The sequence below is a fragment of the Amycolatopsis sp. NPDC059027 genome (assembly GCF_042739735.1).
Lineage (GTDB): Bacteria > Actinomycetota > Actinomycetes > Mycobacteriales > Pseudonocardiaceae > Amycolatopsis.
This window is the reverse complement of the sequence record NZ_JBHYIK010000013.1, coordinates 138,946-153,811: the sequence shown is the minus strand read 5'-3', so window position 1 is coordinate 153,811 and position 14,866 is coordinate 138,946. Positions and strand designations below refer to the sequence as shown.

Below are 14,866 nucleotides of genomic sequence, written 5' to 3'. Positions count from 1 at the left end.
ACCCGCCCAGCTCAACAGAATGGCCTGAGCCGGCGAACGCTGCTTTGGGGACTTACAAGCCCCCGAAGGCAGGTAAGGCGACATCCCAAGGAGAATCCTGATGGCTGGAATATTCGGAGGGAAACGAAAAACTCTTCTTCTGGGTATGCTGGTTTTCCTGGTACTCGGCCTCACCGGAGCGACCGGTGGAACCGCCACCGCGGCCGCCAGGGAATCGGTGCACGGTCCCTGGGTGGAACCCGCGGGTGTCGATGGCCAGCAGATCGTCTTCGTCAACGATCTCCGTTTCGTCATCATGGCGTGCCTGACCGGGGTCAACCAGGAGGGCAAGACCGTGACCGATTGCCGGATCACGCCGGACCGGATCACCCGCTTCACCGGCTGGCGGTGGGTCGGCACAGTGACGGTCAGCCAGTACATCAGTGGCTTGATGTACTTCACAACTCAATACGCCCACGTGCCCAGGGCTTCGCTGACGGACTGGTGGTGCTTCAGCAACGTCTTCGGCGATCTGGGCCCCTGCTGAGGGACACGTCCGGTTCGCCGGCTGCGCGATGCCCGGTCCGGATCAGTCCGTCATGGCGAGCAGGGCGGCCAGTTCGTGCTCGACGGCTTTGCCGAGGTAACCGCGCTCGGGCGCGCTGTCGAGGTCGGTGGTGATCCCGAACGTCAGCCGGTCGCAGTAGGTCAGTACCGCGACGCCGGTCCGCACCCGAAGCGCGATCGGCACGTACGGGTAGAGGTCGACGAGGGGCCGGCCCAGGACGGACAGCGGCGACCGCGGACCGGGGACGTTGGTGGCGACGGCGACGACACTGCGCTGGGGGAGGCGTGCTGCGGCGCGCATCCCGAAGGACAAGGGCGCGAACGGCACGAGGCGGGCGAGGCCGGTCAGCGCGATGCCACCAGCGGTCTCACCGCTGGTTTTCAGCGCTGACATCCGGTGGTGGACCGCGGTCAGCCGCGCCGCCGGGCTCGGCAGGTCGACCGGGAGGCGGGGAAGCATGACCGAGATACGATTGTCCACAATGGCCGGTTCGGTACCGGTGCGCGCCGAAACCGGGACGAGCGTTCGCAGCGAACCGGGCCGGGGACGCTCGCCCCGGCGTCGCAGCAGGTCCCGGAACGCGCCGGCGACGGCGGCGAGCACGACATCGTTGACCGTGACGCCGAGGGCGGAACTCGCCGCGTGGACCTCGGACAGCCGGGCATGGGCGAGCTCGTAGCGGCGGTCCGTGCCGAGCGGGCCGGACAGGGACGACGCGGCGGCGGGCACCAGTGCCTCCGACAGCGCGCCGAGTCCTCGGGCGGCGTCGGCGAGCCGCCGGGCGAACCGCGCCGGGCGACGGAGTTCACCGGTGAGCGACCACAGGAGGTCCGCCGGGCCCCGCGCCATGTCCCGCACGGCGTCCAGCAGGAGGGGGAACACGCCGGAGTCCGGCAACTCGCTGGGAACCGGGACCCCTCGCGGCGAGCCGGTGAGCAGGGTTTCCAGCAGCGTGGCCCCGGAAACCCCGTCGGCGAGGCAATGGTGGATCTTGGACAGGATGGCCCAGCGCCCGTCCGCGAGGCCTTCCACCACCCAGGCCTCCCACAACGGACGCGCGCGGTCGAGCCGCTCGGCCATGAGCAACGCCACCAGTTCGCAGAGAGCGTCCTGGTCGCCGGGAGCCGGAACCGCGACGCGGTGGATGTGCGCGGCCGGGTCGAACCGGTCGTCGTCGACCCAGATCGGGGCTCCCAGGTCGAACGGCAACCGGCGGATCTTCTGGCGGTACCGGGGCATCAGCGGAAGCCGTGTGGTGAGCGCGTCGACGAGTTCACGGTGCGGCGGCACGGGTCCGTCGAGCACCGCGACAGAGGCGATCGCGAGCGAGACGTGCGGGTCGGCGTCTTCGAGTTCCAGGAAGACCGCGTCGAGCGGGCTCAGCCGGTCCATCGCCTTCTCCTGTCCACTGTGGACTAACGGCGGCTCCGCCGCGCCGCATGCTCCGGAGCCGCCCACTCCAGGTTCGTCCCGGGCCGGCCACTGCGTAAGGGCAGAACGTCCCCGTCGTCGGGGGCTCGATGCCCTGGCGCCCCTCCACAGCCGTGGGGAAGCTGAGATGCGGGGGCCCGGGGAAGAGACGGTGGTGTCGGTGGGTGAGACGCGGCGACGGATTCCGGCCGAATGGCTGCTGCTCGCGGGTGTGGTGCTGCTCCTGGCCGCCGGTGGCGTCGCCTGGTGGTGTTCCGTGCCGTCGGCGGCGTCGATCCTGTGGGCTGTGGCCGCCGGGGCCGCACTCGTGCCCACGGTGGTGTGGGTGGTGGCCGACCTGCGAGCCGGGCGCTGGGGCGCGGACCTGCTCGCGGTCCTGGCACTCGGTGGCACGGTCGCGGTCGGCGAATATCTGGCGGGCGCCATCATCGCCGCGATGGTCGCGACCGGGCGGGTGCTGGAATCGAACGCCGCGCGGCGGGCGGGTCGTGATCTTTCGGCGCTGCTGGAGCGGGCACCGAGCCGTGCGCATCTCCGTGTGGGCGACCGGGTGGACACCGTTCCGATCGCCGAAGTGCGTGCTGATGATGTCGTGGTTGTCCTGCCGGGGGAAATCGTGCCGGTGGACGGTGTCGCGCTCGCGGACGGGCAGTTCGACGAGTCGGCGCTGACCGGTGAAGCGGCTCCGGTCCAGCACGCCGCGGGGGCCGCGGTCCGCAGCGGCGTGCTGAACGCCGGTGGCGTGGTCGATCTCCGCGCCACCACGACGGCGGAAGGCAGTACTTACGCGGGGGTGGTCCGGCTGGCGGAGCAGGCGGCGGCGGAAAGCGCCCCGGTGGCCCGGCTGGCGGATCGGATAGCGGCCTGGTTCCTCCCGGCGGCGCTGCTGATCGCCGTGGCGGCCTGGGTACTCACCGGAGATCCCGGACGCGCGGTGGCGGTGCTGGTGACCGCGACCCCCTGCCCGCTGCTGCTCGCGGTTCCCGTCGCGGTGACCGGCGGGTTGTCGAGGGCGTCGCGCTCCGGCGTGGTGGTCAAGGGCGGGGCGGCGTTGGAAACGCTCGGGCGGGTGCGCAGCCTCGCCATGGACAAGACCGGCACGGTGACCGCGGGACGGCCGGAGGTGGTCGACATCGCGTGCGCGCCTGGTGTCCGGCCGGAGGAGGTCCTCGCCGAGGCGGCGGGTGTGGAGCGGTATTCGCCGCATGTGCTGGCGGATGCGGTCCTGCGCGCCGCGGGGCGCGCGGGCGTGGAGCCCTTGGCCGCGGAGTCCGTCGTGGAGCGCGCCGGGCTTGGCGCGAGTGGCGTCGTCGGAGGACGCCTGGTGCGGGTCGGCAAGTTCGAGGACACCGCCGCGTTGCCGCTGTGGGCCGCCGGTGCCGCACGGCGCGGAAGGCTTGATCTCGCCACGGTGATCTGGGTGATGGCCGATGGCGTGCCCCAGGCCGCACTGCTGGTTCGCGACCGCTTGCGCCGGGACGCCGCCCGTACGATCCGCCGGCTGCGCGCGGCCGGGCTCTGGCACATCGTGCTGCTGACCGGCGACCGGGTGGACAACGCCACGGAGGTCGCGACGCTGCTCGGCCTGGACGAGGTCGAGGCCGAGGCGACCCCGGCGGACAAGGTCGCCGTGGTCCGCGCCGAGCACGAGCACGGCACGACCGCGATGATCGGTGACGGGGTCAATGACGCCCCGGCGCTGGCGGCGGCCGACATCGGGATCGCGCTCGGCTCCCGGGGATCGACGGCCGCCGCCGAGGCGGCGGACGCCGTCATTGTCGACGACCGCCTCGACCGGCTCGCCGACGCCGTCGAGATCGCGCGCCGCGCCCGGCGGCTCGCGGTGCAGAGCGCCGGCATGGGAACCCTGCTCTCGGTGGCCGCGATGGTGCTGGCCGGGCTCGGGTGGCTCGTTCCCGTCGTGGGAGCGCTCGTACAGGAGGCCATCGACGTCGCGGTGATCCTCAACGCGCTGCGCGCACTGCACGGGCCGCTGTCGTGGCATCGCGCGTCGCAGCCGACGGTGCTGTTGCGCCGGTTCGCGGACGAACACGAGACCCTGCTGCCGACGCGTGCCGCGGTACGGCGAGCGGCGGATGCCCTCGCCGACGGTGCCGGGCCCTCGGCGGAGGCCGCCGTGCGGGAAGCGCACCGGCTGCTGACCGAGCAACTGCTGCCCCATGAACTGGCCGAAGAGACCCAGCTGTACCCGGCGCTGGCCGGCGTGCTGGGCGGGCCGGAGGGCACCGTGACCATGAGCCGGGCCCACGCCGAGATCGACCGGTTGGCGCGGCGGCTCGGCAGGCATCTGGCCGAGTCGCCGGCGGGTGTCCAGCCCGACCAGGTCGACGATCTCCGGGCCACCCTTTACGGGCTGGACGCGATCCTCACGCTGCATTTCGCCCAGGAGGAGGAAGCCTACTTCACGCTCGCTCCGCCGGTCCGAGACTAGCTCGGAGACCGGTGCGGACGGGGCTTCCCAGGTCTCCGCGGCCCGTCCGCACCGGCGTGTTCAGGGGTGCCGGGCGCGCGGTGAAGGCGGCGAGCGCGGGCGAAAACTCCCAGCGGCGAACTGTCGCATGACGAGTCGGGTTCCCTTCGTGACCGCCCGGTTTCTCATGCTGCGCCGGAAAAGATCGGCTCACAAGGGGCCAATTCGCGCACGGGAGGTGCCACGGGAGACGACCGTCCACAGTGTCCTGTCGCTCAGCGCGAGCAGCGGACGGATCGCGGCGTGTCCCACGGCGAAAGGCTGTTCGCCCCTATCGGTCCGCCGGTGCGTCCGGCAACGTCGAAGTGGGCGACGCAGTTTGACGGCTCTGCCTGGTGTACCGGAAAACTCAGCGGGAGGGAAGCTCATGTCACCATCGGTTCGGCTGATCGGAGCGGCGTTTTCGGCCATCGCGTTCTGTCTCGCCACATCGGCGGGACCGGCATTGGGCGAGGATGCCCGAGCGTCGTCCTTCGCCGAGGGCCGGCCCGAGATGAGCTGGCAGATTCGGGTCGGCCTGTTCGCGCTGGCCATCGGCATCGGACTCGTTCTCGGGATAGCGCAACGGCGACGGCGATAGCCTTGGCCCCCGGCCAATTCTGCGGTGGACTCAACGGGTGATCGGTGAGCTTCGGGTTCCTCGGTGAGGACATCGGTGCGTCACGGCTCAGACAAAGCGCCGTTCTTCGCGAAGGCGGCGATTCCGGCGCCAGAGTTCGTCGGCTCCCCACACCAGGACCGGGAACAACGGCAGGATGGCGAGGTCCCGCGCCGAGGGAAGCGCGGTGCCGAAGACGTGCCGCAGCGGTGGGAGGGTGACGACCGCCGCCGCGAACAGCACCTCGAACGCGATACCCCAGAGCAGCAGCCGGTTGCTGAAGGGTCCGATCGCCCGCAGTGACGCGTGCTGGGTGCGCGCGGCGAACGCGGTGCCGAGCTGGCAGGCGACGATGCCGAGGAAGGTCATGGTGGTCGCCTGCTCCCAGACGTGGTGCAACGACTGGCCGTCGCCGACGGGCGCGCCCGGATACCAGCCGCCGCTCAGGAGCGTCAGGAAGAACCCGCCCAGGACGAGAACGGCGGAGATGCCGCCGAGCAGGCCCCAGGCCCTGCCGAGCATACGGGCGTCGATGACGCCGGCGGTGCGTCGTCGTGGCGGGCGGCGCATCAGCCCGGGTTCGGCGGGTTCGCGGCCCAGTGCGAGCGCGGGCAGTGTTTCGGTGCCGAGGTCGATCGCCAGAATCTGGAGGACGGTCAGTGGCAAGGGGATCTGGCCGCCGGACAGGGCGAACAGCAGGAACGGGACGACTTCGGGGGTGGCGTGGGCGAAGATGTAGACGATGAACTTGCGGACGTTGTCGTACACCCGCCGTCCCTCTTGGACGGCGGACACGATGGTCGCGAAATTGTCGTCGGTGAGCACCATCGTCGACGCCTCGCGTGCGACGTCCGTGCCGGCGCGTCCCATGGCGACCCCGATGTCCGCCCGGCGCAGCGCGGGCGCGTCGTTGACGCCGTCACCGGTCATCGCGACGACGTTGCCCTGGGCGCGCAACGCGTCGGCGATGCGCAGCTTCGCCTCCGGTGACGTCCTCGCGAAGATCAGTTCCTGGCCACCGCCGAGGAGTTCGTCGAGTTTCTCTTCGCTCATCGCGTCGAGGTCGGCGCCGGTGAGCACGGTGCTGCCATTGCGGGCGATGCCGACCTGCCTGGCGATTTCGGCGGCGGTCAGCGGGTGGTCTCCGGTGACGACGATGAGCCGGACTCCTGCGGTGTGGCAGCGGGCGACCGCGTCGGCCACCTCGGGGCGCGGCGGGTCGAACATCGCCACCACGCCCAGGAGGACCAGGTCGCGTTCGGCGTCGTCCCGGTTTTCGGGGAGCGGGTCGTCCGGGTGGAGGTCGCGCCGGGCGATCGCGAGAAGCCGCAACCCACGCGAGGCGTACTGGGAGATCAGCTCGGTGGCCTCGGCGCGGTCTGCGGGGCTCAGCGGCTTGGGGGTACCGTCCGCCGTGACGATTTCGGTGGTCCTGGCGAGTACTTCTTCGGGAGCGCCCTTGACGTTGACCGTTCTCCCTCGCTCGTTACTATCCACAGTGGACATGAGACGCAGTGCGGGATCGAAGTGGAACAGCCGCAGGCGGCGCTCGTCCCGGTGGGCGACGGAGACATCGGCGCCCCACTCCGCGGCGATGCGCAGCAGGGCGATCTCGGTCGGATCGCCGGTGGCTTTCCCGGGGTGGTCCGGGTCGAACTCGGCGCTCGTGCACGAGGTGAGGACGTCGGCGAGCAGCCTGGCGGCAGGGGAATCGGGAGTGTCTCCCGGTTCGATAAGACCGTCCGGAGTCCAGACTTCGGTGACCCGCATGCGGTTCTGGGTCAGGGTCCCGGTCTTGTCGGTGCAGATCACCGACGTCGAGCCGAGTGTTTCGACGGCGGAGAGCCGTTTGACCACGGCCCCGCTTCTGGCGAGTACCCGGACACCGACGGCCAACGCCAGCGTGATGGTCGGCAGTAGTCCTTCCGGGACGTTCGCGACCAGCAGCCCGATCGCGAAGTTGACGGCGTCGGCGATCGGCAGCCCGGCGAGGAAAGCACCGAGCGGCAGGAAGGCGATGCCCGCTCCCACCGCGACGATCGCGATGAGCCAGGCGACGCGTTTGACCTGTTTTTCGAGCGGGCTTTCCTCCCGGCCGACGCGCTGGGAGAGCGCGGCTATGCGACCCAGTTCGGTCTGCATGCCGGTGGCGAAGACCACGCCGGTGGCTTCGCCGCCGGTGCAGCTGGTTCCGCTGAACAGCAGATCACGGGCGTCGAGCAGGGAACCGTCCACATCGGTCAGATCCGCCGCGCGGTACGCGGGCAGCGATTCACCGGTCAATGTGGACAGATCGACCTCGACGGCGCCCTGGAGCATCCGGACATCGGCCGGGACACGGTCGCCTTCCTCGACGAGCAGGATGTCGCCGGGCACGAGGTCGCGGGCTTCCACCACGGTGCGCGCACCGTCGCGGATCACCTTGGCCTTGGTCGAGAGGTAGCCCGCCAGCGCCTCCACGGCCCGTTCCGCCTGGCGTTCCTGGAGAAACGCGAGCGCCGCGTTGAGCACGATGACGGTCACGATCGCGATACCGAGCGCCGTCGTGCCGGAGACCATCGCGAGCGCCGCCGCGAGCCACAGCAAAAGGGCGAGCGGGTGAGTGAACTGCCGGAGCAGCCGCGTCGCCCAGTTGCCCTGGCGGCGTCGGGACAGTTCGTTCGGCCCGTGGACTTCGAGTCGCCGGGCGGCTTCCCGGTTCGTGAGTCCTTCCGGACGGGTTCGCAGGTCTCGCAGCAATCGGTCGGTCGGTTCGCGGGGATCCTCGGCACGGACGTCGGTGTCGATCGTCATGTGCCGAGAATCCCGGTGATCCGGCCCTGCCGGATAGGGACCAAGGCCCATCCGACTGTGCCGGAGTGCCTTATCGGCAGGGGGCCGCGCTGTCGTGTGCTGCGGCGAGACTGGCGCGGCAGGCACGGACGATCTGTTGTGTCGGCCTGGTGAGCGGGGCCGGTCCACAGCGCGGGCAGGAAAGGGCCACGTCACCCGCGAGTTCGTCCACGGCGACCGTGAGCGCCCGGGAGCACATGCGGCACCAGCGATGGCCGGTGACCACGATGACGTGCAGCGGTGAGGAGACGCAGTGGTGCAGCCAGCTGCGGTGCGCTCGGCAGGTGATGCGTTCGAAGGGATCCAGGCCGTTCGCCTCGGCATGGTCTTCGGCGGACAGCGTGGCGGCGAGCCGCCGATCGCGCAGATCCGCGTATCGCGGCTCGACGTGGTCCGCCGGACGCAGGGCGAGCCGGTCATGGCGGTTTCGTCGCAGCGAGGCCGTGGTCACCGGTGCTTCGGGTGGGCGGGACATGGCGGCCTCGTCTCAGTCGGGTGGTTGACCTCTCCAGCGTGCCGCTGCGTGTGGCGTGGCTCACAGAGGCGTACTGCCTGGTTTCGCCGCCGACAGGCCCTGCGGTCCGGGCAGCGCAGCGGGGCCGAAAGTCCCGGTGTGCTGTTGCCGCCGGCGCCGGGACTTTCGGCTCTGGGCCGCCGGGAACGGCGCCCGGACACTGCGAGCTATGCGATGGTCCGCGGTGGTGCCTGGTGTCGTCCGCCTGCGCGGCTATCGGCGCGGCTGGATGCGCGCCGATGTCGTCGCGGGTGTGACGGTGGCGGCGTATCTCGTGCCGCAGGTGATGGCCTACGCCCAGGTCGCCGGTGTTCCGGCGGCGTCGGGATTGTGGGCGGCCGTGGTCGCACTGGGCGTGTACGTGGTGTTCGGCTCGTCTTCGCAGTTGTCCGTCGGCCCGGAGTCCACGACGGCGTTGATGACCGCGGCCGTGCTCGCTCCGTTGACAGTGGGCGATCCCCGGCGGTACGGATTGTTCGCGGCCGTGCTCGCGGTGCTGGTCGGTTGCCTGTGCCTGCTGGCGGGGCTGGCCCGGCTGGGCGTGCTGGCGGAGTTGCTGTCGAAACCGGTGCTGGTCGGCTACCTCGCCGGGATCGCCCTCATCATGATCGTCGGGCAGCTGGGCAGGGTGACCCGGGTGCCGCCTGGCAACGGCGAATTCGTGGACCAGTTGCGGTCGTTCGTCGCGCGGGCGGGTTCGGTGCACGTGCCGACCCTGGTCCTCAGCGGCACGGTTCTGGCGTGTCTGCTGTGCGCCCGGCGCTGGGTTCCCCGCGTACCCGCCCCGTTGCCGGTGTTGCTGCTCGTGACCGCGGTCGTCGGCGTGTTCGGGCTGGCGCGGTACGGGATCGACGTGGTCGGGGAGGTTTCGCGCGGGCTGCCCCCTGTCGGTGGGAAGATCGGCATGGGCGAGGTGGGCGAGCTCGTGTTGCCTGCCGCCGGGATCGCGATCGTCGGCTTCTCGGACAACGTGCTGACCGCGCGGGCGTTCGCCGACCGGCGTGGCGAGGTGATCGACGCGCAGCAGGAGCTGCGGGCACTCGGCATCGCGAACATCGCCGCCGGACTGGTGCACGGCTTTCCGGTGAGCAGCAGCGGAAGCCGGACCGCGCTGGGCGCCGCCGCGGGCAGCCGCACCCAGCTCCATACCCTCGTCGCGCTACTGGCCGTGCTCGGCGTGCTGGTCTTCGCCGGACCGGTACTGGCGGCATTCCCGACCGCCGCGCTCGGCGCGCTGGTCGTCTACGCCGCGTTGACGCTCATCGACGTCCGGGAGTTCCGGCGGATCGCCCGGTTCCGGCACAGCGAGTTCGCGCTCGCGGTCCTGACCACGGCCGGGGTACTCGCGCTAGGTGTGCTGTACGGCGTGCTCGCGGCCGTCGGACTGTCCATTTTGGATCTTCTGCGCCGGATCGCCCGTCCGCACGCGGCTGTCCTCGGCTACGCGCGCGGGGTGGCGGGAATGCACGACATCGACGACTACCCCGAGGTGCGGACGGTCGCGGGGCTGGTCGTCTACCGCTATGACGCTCCGCTGTGCTTCGCCAATGCCGAGGATTTCCACCGTAGGGCATTGGCCGCCGTCACGACGGCGGAGGGGCCGGTGCGCTGGTTCGTACTCAACGCCGAAGCGATCGTCGATCTCGACGTCACCGCGGCCGACGCCCTCGACCGGCTCCGGACCGAGATGACCGCCCGCGGTGTCGTGTTCGCGCTGGCGCGGGCCAAACAGGAGCTGTGCCACGACCTGGCCCGGTTCGGGATGATCGAGGCGATAGGCACCGACCGGGTCTTCCCGACCCTGCCGACCGCCGTCGCCGCTTACGAGCGGTGGGCTGGCGGGTGAAGCCGCCGGTGCCGGACGTTTGCCACGGACACCGGCCGCGGGCCTCACTCGGCCGGTGTAGGTAAACCCACTGTCGGTGGCGGTGGCGGCCATCGCTACTGCCCGGCTGCCGTATCCACAACACGGTGGGTCTCCCGCTACCGTCGGAAACGACTTCCGAGCATCCCGCCCTGGCCCCCGGCGGCGCCTGTACCAAGCAGCGACATCAGCCGAAGGGGGATCATGGGGAGGTATTCGCGAGGTGTGGCGGACGAGGTCGATGTCGCGGAACTGAGCCAGGAACAGCGCCGTCGCGGCGTGCGTACAGTCGCCTCGGCGGCGCTCGACGCGCAGGACTGCGCACTGTTGCTCGACATTCTCGGTCTCGACGCCGCGGACGGCGTCGTGAAGGACACGGGGTGATCGGGCAGCCGTCCCTTTCGCTTCGTGTCTTGTGGGGTCAGGCAGGAGACCTTCCCGGCGCGGTGGGATCGATCGGTCGCCTGCCGTAGGTGAGGTAGGCCAGCGGGCCCGCGAAGTTGATCGCGATGATCCACGCCCACCGGCGTTTTGGCCCGCGGATCTCGGCGGCGGGCCGCAGCGCGAGATCGGTCCAGGCGACCGCGGCGAGAGTGACCTGGATTCCGGCGGCGAAGGCCATTCCGAGGTTTTTGCGGGTGAGCTGTTTGGACGACCTGGTTCGGGCTGTCATGACACCTGCTCGGGGTGGGAGGGGATGGGGTCAGCAGATCCGGGGGAGTTGTTCGCCGATGAGCATGTCGACCACGCGCGTCGCGCCGACCAGGGTGCGCGCGGTGACGCGGGGCAGGTCACCGGCGGTTTCGCGGACCACACCGATGGCGCGGGCGTGCCGTCCGGCGGGATGCGTGCGCATCGCGGCGAGGACTCTGTCCGCGGCGGTCGGTGCGACGAAGGCGACGAGACAGCCTTCATTGGCCACGTGCAGGGGGTCGAGGCCGAGCAGTTCACAGGCCGAGGCGACCTGGATCGGCACCGGTACGTCGGCGTCGTTGATCTCGATGGCGACATCGGACGCTTCGGCGAGTTCGTTGAGCGCGCTCGCCAGCCCGCCCCGTGTCGGGTCCCGTAGCGTGTGCACCTGCGGACCGCCCGCGGCGATCATGGCGGCCACGAGGTCGTGCAGGGGACGGCTGTCGGAATGGATCTCGCTCTCGAAGCCGAGCCCTTCGCGGGCGCTCATGATCGCGGTGCCGTGGGCGCCGATCGGCCCGGAGATCAGGACGATGTCGCCGGGGACACCGCTTGACGCCGAGGGGTAGGCGTCGAGCATGCGGACGCCGATGCCGGTGGTGGTGAGGTAGACGCCGTCGGCGGCGCCGCGGCCGACGACCTTGGTATCGCCCGTGACGATCCGGATCCCGCAGTCCCGGGCGGCGGTGGCGACCGAGGTGGTGATCGCGCGCAGCTCGGCGATCGGCAGGCCCTCCTCCAGGATGTAGGCCAGCGCCAGCGCCACCGGACGGGCGCCGCGCATCGCCAGGTCGTTGACCGTGCCGTACACGGCGAGCGAACCGATGTCGCCACCGGGGAAGACACGGGGGGTGACGACGAAACTGTCCGTGCTGAAGACGAGCTCGGTGTCGCCGACGCCGACGAGTGCCGCGTCCTCCAGCGGTCCGGTTTCGCCGAGCCCGCCGGACACGACGTCGTCGAGCAGTTCGGCCATCAGGCGGCCGCCGGAGCCATGGCCGAGCAGGACCCGCTCGCTCTCGGCGGCGGGGACAGGACAGGTGGCCCTCAGCGGGTCGATCGTGCTCATCGTGTTCCCTCCATTGTGGATGGTCGGCGGCCGGCGGCGAAGAAGGCGGCGCAGGTGCCCTCCGCGGACACCATCGGCGCGCCGAGCGGCGTGCGTGGCGTGCAGGTGGTGCCGTACGCGGTGCAGCCGGTGGGCTCGGCGGTGCCGCGGAGGATGTCCCCGGCGATGCAGTCCGGGTGCTCGGCGGCCCGGAGGCCGGTTGTGGCGAAGCGGGTGTCGGCGTCGAACGCGGCGAACTCCGGTGTCAAGGCGAGCCCGCTGTCCGCAATCGGCCCGATCCCGCGCCAGTTTCGTTCGGTGACGCGAAAAACCCGGCGGACGACGTCCTGCGCGGCGGTGTTCCCGGAACGGCGTACCGCCCTGGCGTACTGGTTCTCGACGGTGGCGCGGCCCTCCTCGAGCTGGCGTGTCGCCATCACGATGCCCTCCAGCAGGTCGAGGGGTTCGAACCCGGTGACGACGATCGGGACCCGGTAGCGCGCCGCGATCGGTTCGTACTCGGTCCAGCCCATCACCGCGCACACGTGACCGGCGGCGAGGAACGCCTGGACCTGGTTGTCGGGGGCGTCGAGGATGGCGGTGATCGCGGGAGGTACCAGGACGTGGCTGACGAGCACGGAGAAGTTCCCGATCCCGGTGCCGGCGGCGTGGGCGACGGCCATCGCGTTGGCCGGTGCGGTGGTTTCGAAGCCGACGGCGAAGAACACCACCTGCTTCCCGGGGTTCTCCCTGGCGATCCGGACGGCGTCGAGCGGGGTGTAGACGACGCGGATGTCGCCGCCTCGCGCTTTCACCCCGAGCAGGTCGCCGTGGGTTCCGGGCACGCGGAGCATGTCGCCGTAGCTGGTGAAGATCACGTCGGGCAGCGAGCCGATGGCCACGGCCTTGTCGATCATCTCCAGCGGGGTGACGCACACCGGGCAGCCGGGCCCGTGGATCATCCGCATCCCGGCGGGCAGCAGCTCGTCGATGCCCTGCCGGACCAGGGTGTGCGTCTGCCCGCCGCACACCTCCATGATCGCCCACGGCCGGGTCGCGAGGGTGCCCAGCTCGGCCAGCAGCCGCCGCGCCAGGATCGGGTCCCGGTACTCGTCGAGGTATTTCACGCGGTCACCTCCGGTCCCAGTTCGCCCGCGAGCGCGTCCGGGATCGCGCGCAGCACGGCGAGGGTCTTCTCGGCTTCGAGCTCGTCGACCACGCTGATCGCGAAACCGACGTGCACGATGACGTAGTCACCGATATCGGCCTCGGGCGTGTAGGCCAGGCACACCTCGCGGCGGACACCGTCGAAGTCGACCGTGCCCATGCGCGGACCCTCCCCGGTCACGGACACAGCGGCTATCCGGCCGGGTATTCCGAGGCACATCGCGGCTCACCTTTCGCGCAACCGGGCGCAGGCGATCGCCGCCTGGCCGTAGCTGATTCCGCCGTCGTTCATCGGAACGCCTTCGCCCGCCAGCGGATGCAGGCCCGCATCGTCCAGCCCGTCGAGGACGAGCGTGGTGAGCAGAGCGTTCTGGAAGACTCCGCCGCCGAGACACACCACGTCGGTGCCGAGCGCGGCCGCCGCCTTCGCGGCGAGCGCGACCACGGCCTCGGCGACGCTCCGGTGGAATCGCGCGGCGATCTCGCCGACCGTTGTGTCCTTTGTGGACTTCAGGGCGGCACGCAGGGTGGGCGTGGGGTCGTAGACCCACAGGCCGTCGCGATAACGCAGCTCCCATTCCAGTGCGCCGGATGCGGTTTGCCCGGTCGCGGCGGCTTCGAGGCGAGCGGCCGCTTCGCCTTCGTAGCCGTTGTCGTCACACAGACCGAGCAGGGAACCGAGCGCGTCGAACAGCCGTCCGGCGCTGGACGCCCTGGGGCAGTTGATGTTCCGCTCGATCATCGTGCGCACGACGGTGATCTCGCGTTCGCCCATGCGTTCACGGAGGCTCTCGGGAAGCGGCAGCTCGCCGCCGTCGAAGTTCTCGGCGCCGTAGAGGTAACCCAGCGCCATCCTCGCCGGGCGGCGCACGGCCGCCGCGCCGCCCGGCAGCGGTGCTGTGGCGAAGCGGCCGAACCGCCGGTAGCCGGTGTAGCTCGCCAAAAGCACCTCGCCACCCCAGAACGTGCCGTCGTCGCCGAGCCCGAGCCCGTCGAGCGCGACGCCGACGAACGGGCCGGTGACGCCGTGCTCGGCGGCGGTCGCGGCGACGTGCGCGTGGTGGTGCTGGACGGCGATCCGTTTCCCGGCGGGCCACCGCTCCGCGTACTGCGTCGACAGGTAACCGGGGTGGAGGTCGTGGGCGCAAAGGCCAGGGTCGGTGTCGTGCAGGCGGCACAGATCGCGCACCGACTGGCCGAACGCCGCCAGGGTCTCGGCGTCCTCCAGGTCACCGCCGTGCGGCCCGAGATACGCCAGATCGCCGCGGGCGAGGGTGATGGTGTTCTTCAGCTGGGCGCCGAGCCCGACAACGGGTTCCGGGCAGCTGGAGGGCAGTCGCAGCGGGGCGGGCGCATACCCGCGTGCCCGGCGGATCATGCTCGTACGACCGGCCGCGGCGCGCACGACCGAGTCGTCGTAGCGGGACCAGATCGGCCGATCATGACTGAGCAGGCCATCGGTGATCGGGCCGAGCACGCGGTGCGCGACCGCGTCGTGGGTGACGATCGGCCCACCCGCCCGGTTGCCGCTGGTGACCACCAGCGGGCGGCCGAGGTCGGCCAGCAGCAGATGGTGCACCGGCGAGGTCGGCAGGAACACGCCGACCGCGCGGTGCCCCCGCGCGGAGCCCGGGGGGTGGGGCGGCGGCCCGCGCCCGGGCGCGCGGGCGGAGGGAGCCGC

Annotated in this window: 13 protein-coding genes; 5 read left to right on the top strand and 8 right to left on the bottom strand. The window is 71.0% G+C overall.

Annotation, left to right across the window (positions count from 1 at the left end; genetic code table 11):
* Positions 1-100: 100 nt before the first annotated feature.
* Positions 101-526 carry a hypothetical protein gene (locus ACFWY9_RS12040; protein WP_378338828.1) on the top strand — a complete coding sequence of 142 codons (426 nt, stop codon included), beginning with the start codon at positions 101-103 and terminating at the stop codon, positions 524-526.
* A 42-nt stretch (positions 527-568) separates the two neighbouring features.
* Here ACFWY9_RS12040 and ACFWY9_RS12035 read toward each other — a convergent pair whose 3' ends face one another.
* Positions 569-1,939 (bottom strand): wax ester/triacylglycerol synthase family O-acyltransferase, encoded by a 1,371-nt coding sequence (locus ACFWY9_RS12035; protein ID WP_378328249.1) that lies wholly within the window; start codon positions 1,937-1,939, stop codon positions 569-571.
* Positions 1,940-2,105: 166 nt separating this feature from the next.
* Between ACFWY9_RS12035 and ACFWY9_RS12030 the strand changes: the two genes are divergently transcribed.
* Both ACFWY9_RS12030 and ACFWY9_RS12025 read left to right on the top strand, forming a co-directional pair.
* Positions 2,106-4,430, top strand: coding sequence for a heavy metal translocating P-type ATPase (locus ACFWY9_RS12030; RefSeq protein ID WP_378328248.1), 2,325 nt, complete (start codon positions 2,106-2,108; stop codon positions 4,428-4,430).
* A 406-nt stretch (positions 4,431-4,836) separates the two neighbouring features.
* Positions 4,837-5,049, top strand: coding sequence for a hypothetical protein (locus ACFWY9_RS12025; protein WP_378328247.1), 213 nt, complete (start codon positions 4,837-4,839; stop codon positions 5,047-5,049).
* Between the two features lie 87 nt (positions 5,050-5,136).
* Here ACFWY9_RS12025 and ACFWY9_RS12020 read toward each other — a convergent pair whose 3' ends face one another.
* Both ACFWY9_RS12020 and ACFWY9_RS12015 read right to left on the bottom strand, forming a co-directional pair.
* Positions 5,137-7,860, bottom strand: coding sequence for a cation-translocating P-type ATPase (locus ACFWY9_RS12020; protein ID WP_378328246.1), 2,724 nt, complete (start codon positions 7,858-7,860; stop codon positions 5,137-5,139).
* 70 nt (positions 7,861-7,930) lie between these two features.
* Entirely contained in the window at positions 7,931-8,374 is a 444-nt protein-coding gene (locus ACFWY9_RS12015) for a hypothetical protein (protein WP_378328245.1), read from the bottom strand.
* 208 nt (positions 8,375-8,582) lie between these two features.
* Between ACFWY9_RS12015 and ACFWY9_RS12010 the strand changes: the two genes are divergently transcribed.
* Complete coding sequence (locus ACFWY9_RS12010) at positions 8,583-10,259, top strand: SulP family inorganic anion transporter (protein WP_378328244.1); 1,677 nt, start codon at positions 8,583-8,585, stop codon at positions 10,257-10,259.
* Positions 10,260-10,502: 243 nt separating this feature from the next.
* Positions 10,503-10,661 carry a hypothetical protein gene (locus ACFWY9_RS12005; protein WP_378338827.1) on the top strand — a complete coding sequence of 53 codons (159 nt, stop codon included), beginning with the start codon at positions 10,503-10,505 and terminating at the stop codon, positions 10,659-10,661.
* 37 nt (positions 10,662-10,698) lie between these two features.
* Here the strand turns inward: ACFWY9_RS12005 and ACFWY9_RS12000 are convergent, their stop codons facing one another.
* From ACFWY9_RS12000 to ACFWY9_RS11980, 5 genes are all read right to left on the bottom strand, one after another.
* Positions 10,699-10,950 (bottom strand): PLD nuclease N-terminal domain-containing protein, encoded by a 252-nt coding sequence (locus ACFWY9_RS12000; protein WP_378328242.1) that lies wholly within the window; start codon positions 10,948-10,950, stop codon positions 10,699-10,701.
* Positions 10,951-10,980: 30 nt separating this feature from the next.
* Entirely contained in the window at positions 10,981-12,039 is a 1,059-nt protein-coding gene (gene hypE, locus ACFWY9_RS11995; RefSeq protein WP_378328241.1) for a hydrogenase expression/formation protein HypE, read from the bottom strand.
* Complete coding sequence (gene hypD, locus ACFWY9_RS11990; RefSeq protein WP_378328240.1) at positions 12,036-13,145, bottom strand: hydrogenase formation protein HypD; 1,110 nt, start codon at positions 13,143-13,145, stop codon at positions 12,036-12,038. Before hypD ends, hypE begins: the two co-directional genes overlap by 4 nt.
* The gene (locus ACFWY9_RS11985; protein ID WP_378328239.1) at positions 13,142-13,405 is read right to left on the bottom strand and encodes a HypC/HybG/HupF family hydrogenase formation chaperone; all 264 of its coding nucleotides are present in this window, start codon (positions 13,403-13,405) and stop codon (positions 13,142-13,144) included. The genes hypD and ACFWY9_RS11985 overlap by 4 nt, the downstream gene beginning before the upstream one ends.
* 6 nt (positions 13,406-13,411) lie before the next feature.
* Positions 13,412-14,866 (bottom strand): Sua5/YciO/YrdC/YwlC family protein (locus tag ACFWY9_RS11980; protein ID WP_378338826.1); only part of this gene is annotated, 1,455 nt, incomplete at its 5' end.

Excerpts from the sequence above, each read along its gene's own strand:
- ACFWY9_RS12040 (WP_378338828.1), top strand. The coding sequence starts at position 101 with ATGGCTGGAATATTCGGAGGGAAACGAAAAACTCTTCTTCTGGGTATG.
- ACFWY9_RS12035 (WP_378328249.1), bottom strand. The coding sequence starts at position 1,939 with ATGGACCGGCTGAGCCCGCTCGACGCGGTCTTCCTGGAACTCGAAGAC.
- ACFWY9_RS12030 (WP_378328248.1), top strand. The coding sequence starts at position 2,106 with ATGCGGGGGCCCGGGGAAGAGACGGTGGTGTCGGTGGGTGAGACGCGG.
- ACFWY9_RS12025 (WP_378328247.1), top strand. The coding sequence starts at position 4,837 with ATGTCACCATCGGTTCGGCTGATCGGAGCGGCGTTTTCGGCCATCGCG.
- ACFWY9_RS12020 (WP_378328246.1), bottom strand. The coding sequence starts at position 7,860 with ATGACGATCGACACCGACGTCCGTGCCGAGGATCCCCGCGAACCGACC.
- ACFWY9_RS12015 (WP_378328245.1), bottom strand. The coding sequence starts at position 8,374 with ATGTCCCGCCCACCCGAAGCACCGGTGACCACGGCCTCGCTGCGACGA.
- ACFWY9_RS12010 (WP_378328244.1), top strand. The coding sequence starts at position 8,583 with ATGCGATGGTCCGCGGTGGTGCCTGGTGTCGTCCGCCTGCGCGGCTAT.
- ACFWY9_RS12000 (WP_378328242.1), bottom strand. The coding sequence starts at position 10,950 with ATGACAGCCCGAACCAGGTCGTCCAAACAGCTCACCCGCAAAAACCTC.
- hypE (WP_378328241.1), bottom strand. The coding sequence starts at position 12,039 with ATGAGCACGATCGACCCGCTGAGGGCCACCTGTCCTGTCCCCGCCGCC.
- ACFWY9_RS11985 (WP_378328239.1), bottom strand. The coding sequence starts at position 13,405 with ATGTGCCTCGGAATACCCGGCCGGATAGCCGCTGTGTCCGTGACCGGG.